The organism is Edaphobacter sp. (assembly GCF_035532915.1).
In the GTDB taxonomy this organism is placed as follows: Bacteria; Acidobacteriota; Terriglobia; order Terriglobales; family Acidobacteriaceae; genus Edaphobacter.
Genome location: NZ_DATKQC010000405.1, coordinates 1 through 5,635 on the forward strand (window position 1 = coordinate 1; position 5,635 = coordinate 5,635).

A 5,635-nucleotide genomic window follows, 5' to 3' on the forward strand; every position below is an offset into this window, starting at 1 on the left:
GCGCGGGCACGGCGTTCTTCCAGTCCCGCGTCATCGAGGAAGGCGTAGGGATTGGCGTTGATAAGTTCGTGCGCGAATTGCGAGGGGACCGGAGTGTCAACGGCAAGACAGCGGATGCTTCCCTCTTTGATTCCTTTGAGGACTTCAATCAGGCCTTCAAGATCCATCGCCTCCTGCAGCACGTCCTGCATGACCTCATCGACGAGAGGATGGTTGGGAATCTGAATATCACCGACGATGGTCTCAAAGCAGGCTGCGGCTTGTGGAAAGACGTTCGCGAGCAAATCTTCGGAGCGGGTGCGCTGAATTTGCGGAGCAATGCGCTTGCCCTTGCAGAAGCGAAGCAGTTGCAGGCTGCGTCCGGCGGCCCAGCGCCAGCGAGTTTTGAAGATGGGCGACGCGATGGCCGCTTGTTCGAGAAGTTCCTTGACGGTTTGTTCGGTGAGGAACTGGAAGACGTCGGAGAGCGGGAAGCTGTGCTGCTCGGCGAGCGAGATGTTGATGCCATTGTCAGTCGCAGCGGCCTGTAGTTCGAAGTTGAAGCCGCGGCAGAAGCGCTTGCGCAGAGCAAGGCCCCAGGCCTTGTTGATGCGGCCTCCGAAGGGAGCGTGAAGGATGAGTTGCATGCCTCCGCCTTCATCGAAGAAGCGCTCGGCGATGATGGTGGTCTTGCTGGGAACAGCGCCGAGGACCGCTCGCCCGGTGACGATGTAGGCGATCAGTTGCTGGGCTCCGCTGGCGCAGACGCCACACTCTTCCATGAGCCATGCTGTGGCGGCAGCCACCTCCGGTTGAGACGGGGAGATGTATCCGGGAGGAACATTGGGAGTAAGGGCAGAGATTTGTTCGCGCAGTTCGCCGACGCCATCGCATAGAACTGCCGTGCGCTGCGGGGCTTCGCCGAACCAGAAAGGCAGCGTCGGCGATGCGCCGTGGGCGTCTTCGACGAGGACGCGGCCTGCGGCCTCGATGCGCTGGATGCGCCAGCTTGTGTTGCCGAGGAGAACAACATCGCCTGGGCTGGAGTCGACGGCGAAGTGCTCGTCGAGCGTGGCGATCTGCACACCATCGGGCTGAAGGATGACGTTGAAGAGCGCAGCATCGGGGATGCTGCCGCCGTTGGAAATAGCGATCATGCGCGCACCGCGACGAGGATGGAGCTGCCGCTGGATGCCGTCGCGGAGCAGATAAGCGCCGTAGCGTCCGCGACTGGATTCGATGCCTTCGTGGAGCAATGTGATGAGCTCATCGAAGCGCTCGCGGGTCAGGTCTCGGTAGGGATAGGCGCGGTGGAGGACGTTGTAGAGGGTGTCTTCTTCCCATGGTTCTGCTCCGCAGCAGGCGACGATCTGTTGCATGAGGACGTCGATAGGTTGCGGCGGAATTTCAAGCTGGTCGAGTTCTCCGGCGCGCATCTTGCGAATGAGCGCAGCCTGCTCGAGCAGGTCGTCGCGTGTGGTGGCGAAGAAGCGGCCTTTGGGGATGGCTCCGCGCCAGTGACCGGCGCGACCTACTCGCTGCATGGCCACGGCGACGGCGCGGGTGGTGCTGATCTGACAGACGAGATCGATATCGCCGATGTCGATGCCGAGTTCGAGCGATGCTGTGGCAACAAGAATCTTGATCTCGCCGCGCTTGAGGCGTTGTTCTGCATCGAGTCGGAGATTTCGCGAGAGGCTGCCGTGATGCGCGGCCACGTCTTCGCTGCCGAGACGTTCGGCAAGGGCGAAGGCAATCTTTTCTACGAGACGGCGGGTGTTGACGAAGACCAATGTGGAGCGGTGGTTTTGCGCGTGGGCGGCGAGTTTGTCGAAGATCTCTTCCCACATGGTGGTGTTGGTGACGGAGCCGAGTTCGTCGCTGGGAACTTCGATGGCGAGATCGAGGTGACGGCGCTGGCCAACCTGAACGATGGTTGCAGGCTTGCGAGTGGCGTGAGTTCCGGTGAGAAAACTGGCTACGAGTTCAATGGGATTCTGCGTCGCGGAGAGGCCGATTCTGAGCGGCGGCGTGGAGAGGCCGGTGAGAAATGCTCCCGGCGAGAGCCTGTTTTCGCCACAGACCAGAGCTTCGAGGCGTTCGAGCGACAACGCTAAATGCGATCCGCGCTTGTCGTCGGCTACGGCGTGGATCTCGTCGATGATGACGGTGTTGATGCGACGAAGATGCTCGCGCGATTTGCCTGCGGTGAGCAGGATGTAGAGCGACTCAGGTGTGGTGACGAGGATGTGCGGCGGGTTGCGGAGCATGGCGGCGCGCTCTTTGGGCAGCGTGTCGCCGGTGCGGACTGCGGTGCGGATCTCGGTGGAAAGATAGCCGCGTTCGAGAGCGAGTTGTTGAATTTCGCGAAGAGGCTGGTCGAGGTTCTTTTGGACGTCGTTGGACAGTGCCTTGAGTGGACTGACGTAAACGATCTGCGTGCACGGCGCGAGCGTTCCTGCGATGGCCTGGCGGAGCAGGCGGTCGATGCAGACGAGAAACGCAGCGAGAGTCTTTCCGCTGCCCGTCGGCGCAGAGATGAGGGTGGTATTCCCCGCGAGAATGCTGGGCCAGCCCTGTTCCTGCGGCTCGGTTGGAGTGCCGAATTTTTTGACGAACCACTCTGCCGTGACGGGATGCGCCCAGGCGAGAGAGGCGGGGATTTCGGCGGGCGGCATGGGGAGATTGTAGCGCGAACCCGTTCGATCTTTGTTCGCCCTTCCGCTGCCCGCCATACGCCCCTTGCTTATCTACATGTTACCGGTGCCTACATCAGCGGTTGCGGCAGCAGCATTGCTCTCGTCGAGATATTCTTCGATGACTTTGTCGAGCGAACCCTGAGCCGTGAGGATGAAGTCAATCGCATCGCGTCCCGCACCGCTTCCGCCGGGATTGAGCGTGATGAAGTGGGCAACGGCTTTGACCTGTTCGCGGGCGTTGGCGGTAGCGATGGCGAGGCCGCAGGCACGCATCACCGGAAGGTCGATGATGTCGTCGCCGACATAGGCCAATTGGTCGATGGTGATGCCGGCCTTGGCGAGAATCTCGTTGATGGCGTTCATCTTGTGGGACTGGCCCTGATAGATGAACTCCAGCTTCAGGTCGTTGGCGCGAATGGCCACGGTCTGCGATTGGCGCTTGGTGATGATGCCGATACGCAGGCCGCCGAGACGCGCGAGCGAGATGCCGAGGCCGTCGTGGGCGGCAAAACCTTTGGCTTCAATTCCGTGGCCGTCAGGACCGGGAATGACGAAGATCTGGCCGTCGGTGAGGACACCGTCGACATCGAAGATGAGGACTTTGATATTTTTTGCGCGGTCTTCAGCAGTCATCTAACGATGATAACCTGCAGACTCTTCGGGAAGGACTAAGAGAACACTGCCATCAACCTGGCAATATTGTTCCAGCCGTGGGATGAATATCCCGGTTGCTCTGCTTTTTGGGGCCGCGATCTCGGGAAAAGAATCGGTGTTTGCAGGTCAGACACTTCCATGGGTGCAGCCCTAGACGAAGCAGGATCACGCGCTCAAAGAATGTCTTGCGGGTGGAACGTGTCGTGTTGGTAGAGTGACACTCTTTGCAGCGAATCTCTGGGCTGGTCTGCATGACCTCGAAATTATATGCATATTCATCAAAGCTTGTCGTGTTTTATGCAATGGGTTTCATACAACAAAAGCTGCAGACGACACTTTCATGCCGTATGCAGCTTTTATTTTCAATCTCTTGTTGCGGGTAAGGGCCGAAGTTAGGCGGGCTGGATGTTGGCAGCCTGCTTGCCCTTGGGGCCGGTGGTGATGTCGAAGGTCACGCGCTGGCCTTCCTGCAGGGACTTGAAGCCGCTGGAGTTGATTGCCGAGTAATGCGCGAAGAGGTCCTCGCCACCGTCTTCCGGGGTGATGAAACCAAAGCCTTTTGCGTCGTTAAACCATTTTACTGTTCCGTTTGCCATTTGATGCTCCTGATTGCAGGCGATATTTCGCCGACACCCTGATGGTAGCAGGTACACAGACAGTTAAGTGGAAAATTCGGAGAATGTTTGCAGGGCCCCTCCAAAAGGAAGGCCCTGAAAGCGACCGCAGGCTAACGCCAGTGGCCTTCCACCCAGAAGTAGCCTCGGGGAGTGTGGCGATAGTGGCCGGGAACCCAGCGGGCTCCACGGCGAGGAGGTGCAGCGTAGGCTCCGGGAACCCAAACGTAACGCTGACCGTCCCAGCGGTTGTAACCGCCCTGCCAGACCCAGTCACGATGGGCGCGGGGGCGAGGAGGAATGACTTCGCGACGCGGTGCCGGAGGGCCGATGCGGATGGCTATTTGAGCCTGAGCGATGCCTGCCGTAATGAGAAGGCCGCAGACGGTGGGGAGGAGGAATCTCTTCATCTTATTGTTTCTCCTTCTTTAGTACTGGCGGATTGAACACAACTGTAAGCTACCGAGTTGCGGTGAAAGATCGAGAACAGGCGTGCTCAACTTTCGTGTCCTTTGGATACCGATTTGCGTCTGGAGTTAGCCGTCGGGCGTTCGCCACCCCTTCGGGGCAGGAGGGTACCCACCCCCCTCCAAAAAGGACCCAAAGTCTTCATAACAAACACTTTAAATTGCAAAGTCTTCATTCCAGATGGTTTACCTATAAAGTATTCATTTGAAATGATTTAGATCGCGCTAAACGAATACGGCTGCAGCGGCAGTTGCCGTGCAGCCTCCAGGGTAATTGTAGCAGCCGCGTCAAGCAAGACCGAGCGAGATGAGGGCGGCCTGACCTGCGCGGAGGAGGGTTGGGCGTGCTTTGATAGGGGGATGAAGAAGATTCTTTTGAGCTGGAGCGGAGGCAAGGATTCGGCCTGGGCGCTGCACCTTTTGCGGCAGGCGGGCGAGTTCGAGGTGGGCGGTTTGCTGACCACCGTGAATGAGCGGTTTCGGCGGGTGGCGATCCATGGGTTTCGCGAGGAGCTGCTGGAGCGGCAGGCAGAGATGGCTGGGCTGCCGCTGTGGAAGGTGGACCTGCCTTTTCCCTGCTCGAACGAGGAGTATGAGGCGCGCATGGCGGTGACGTGCGAGCGGGCGGTGCGGGAGGGATTTGCCGGGGTGTCGTTTGGAGATCTTTTCCTGGAGGAGATCCGGGCATACCGGGTGGCGAAGCTGGCGGGGACGGGGCTGGAGCCGGTGTTTCCGGTTTGGGGGATTCCGACGGATGTGCTGGCAGAGCAGATGATGGCGGGTGGCCTGCGGGCGAGGCTGACGTGCGTCGATCCGAGGAAGGTTCCGGCGGAGTTTACGGGGCGGGAGTGGGATACGGCTCTGCTGGCCGAGTTGCCTGAGGGTGTCGATCCGTGCGGGGAGAATGGAGAGTTCCACACCTTCTGCTGGGCAGGGCCTATGTTCTCGGAGGAGATTCCGGTGGAGGCGGGAGAGCGGGTGGAACGGGATGGGTTTGTCTATGCGGAGTTGGTGGACGGGGCATAGAAGTGTTTTGAAGACTGCGTTGGTTTTTCGGAGAGGCTCAGCGTTGTATGCTTAGACGCGACTTTGTAACCGATTTCAGGAGCTCTTCAATGCGTCTTTTCGCCAGCCTCTTCTGTACCTTTCTCCTCTCTGCTGCTCCCGCCTTTGGCCAGACGCAGCTTGCCGCGACGCCACCGATGGGGTGGAATAGCTGGAA

Annotated in this window: 5 protein-coding genes; 1 reads left to right on the forward strand and 4 read right to left on the reverse strand. The window is 59.4% G+C overall.

Annotation, left to right across the window (positions count from 1 at the left end):
* The 4 genes from VMU57_RS19040 to VMU57_RS19055 form a co-directional block, all read right to left on the reverse strand.
* A partial coding sequence (locus VMU57_RS19040) for a DEAD/DEAH box helicase (RefSeq protein WP_325386324.1) occupies positions 1-2,657 on the reverse strand: 2,657 nt, incomplete at its 3' end.
* Positions 2,658-2,729: 72 nt separating this feature from the next.
* Complete coding sequence (locus VMU57_RS19045) at positions 2,730-3,311, reverse strand: KdsC family phosphatase (RefSeq protein WP_325386326.1); 582 nt, start codon at positions 3,309-3,311, stop codon at positions 2,730-2,732.
* A gap of 413 nt (positions 3,312-3,724) precedes the next feature.
* The gene (locus tag VMU57_RS19050; protein ID WP_020712649.1) at positions 3,725-3,928 is read right to left on the reverse strand and encodes a cold-shock protein; all 204 of its coding nucleotides are present in this window, start codon (positions 3,926-3,928) and stop codon (positions 3,725-3,727) included.
* Between the two features lie 131 nt (positions 3,929-4,059).
* Positions 4,060-4,356 (reverse strand): hypothetical protein, encoded by a 297-nt coding sequence (locus VMU57_RS19055; protein ID WP_325386328.1) that lies wholly within the window; start codon positions 4,354-4,356, stop codon positions 4,060-4,062.
* Between the two features lie 417 nt (positions 4,357-4,773).
* Here VMU57_RS19055 and VMU57_RS19060 point away from each other — a divergent pair, with 417 nt between their 5' ends.
* Entirely contained in the window at positions 4,774-5,439 is a 666-nt protein-coding gene (locus tag VMU57_RS19060) for an ATP-binding protein (RefSeq protein WP_325386329.1), read from the forward strand.
* The last annotated feature ends 196 nt before the right edge of the window (positions 5,440-5,635 follow it).

Bases quoted from the DNA above. Each gene is read 5' to 3' on its own strand.
- VMU57_RS19060 (WP_325386329.1), top strand. From the start codon at position 4,774: ATGAAGAAGATTCTTTTGAGCTGGAGCGGAGGCAAGGATTCGGCCTGG.
- VMU57_RS19055 (WP_325386328.1), bottom strand. From the start codon at position 4,356: ATGAAGAGATTCCTCCTCCCCACCGTCTGCGGCCTTCTCATTACGGCA.
- VMU57_RS19045 (WP_325386326.1), bottom strand. From the start codon at position 3,311: ATGACTGCTGAAGACCGCGCAAAAAATATCAAAGTCCTCATCTTCGAT.
- VMU57_RS19050 (WP_020712649.1), bottom strand. From the start codon at position 3,928: ATGGCAAACGGAACAGTAAAATGGTTTAACGACGCAAAAGGCTTTGGT.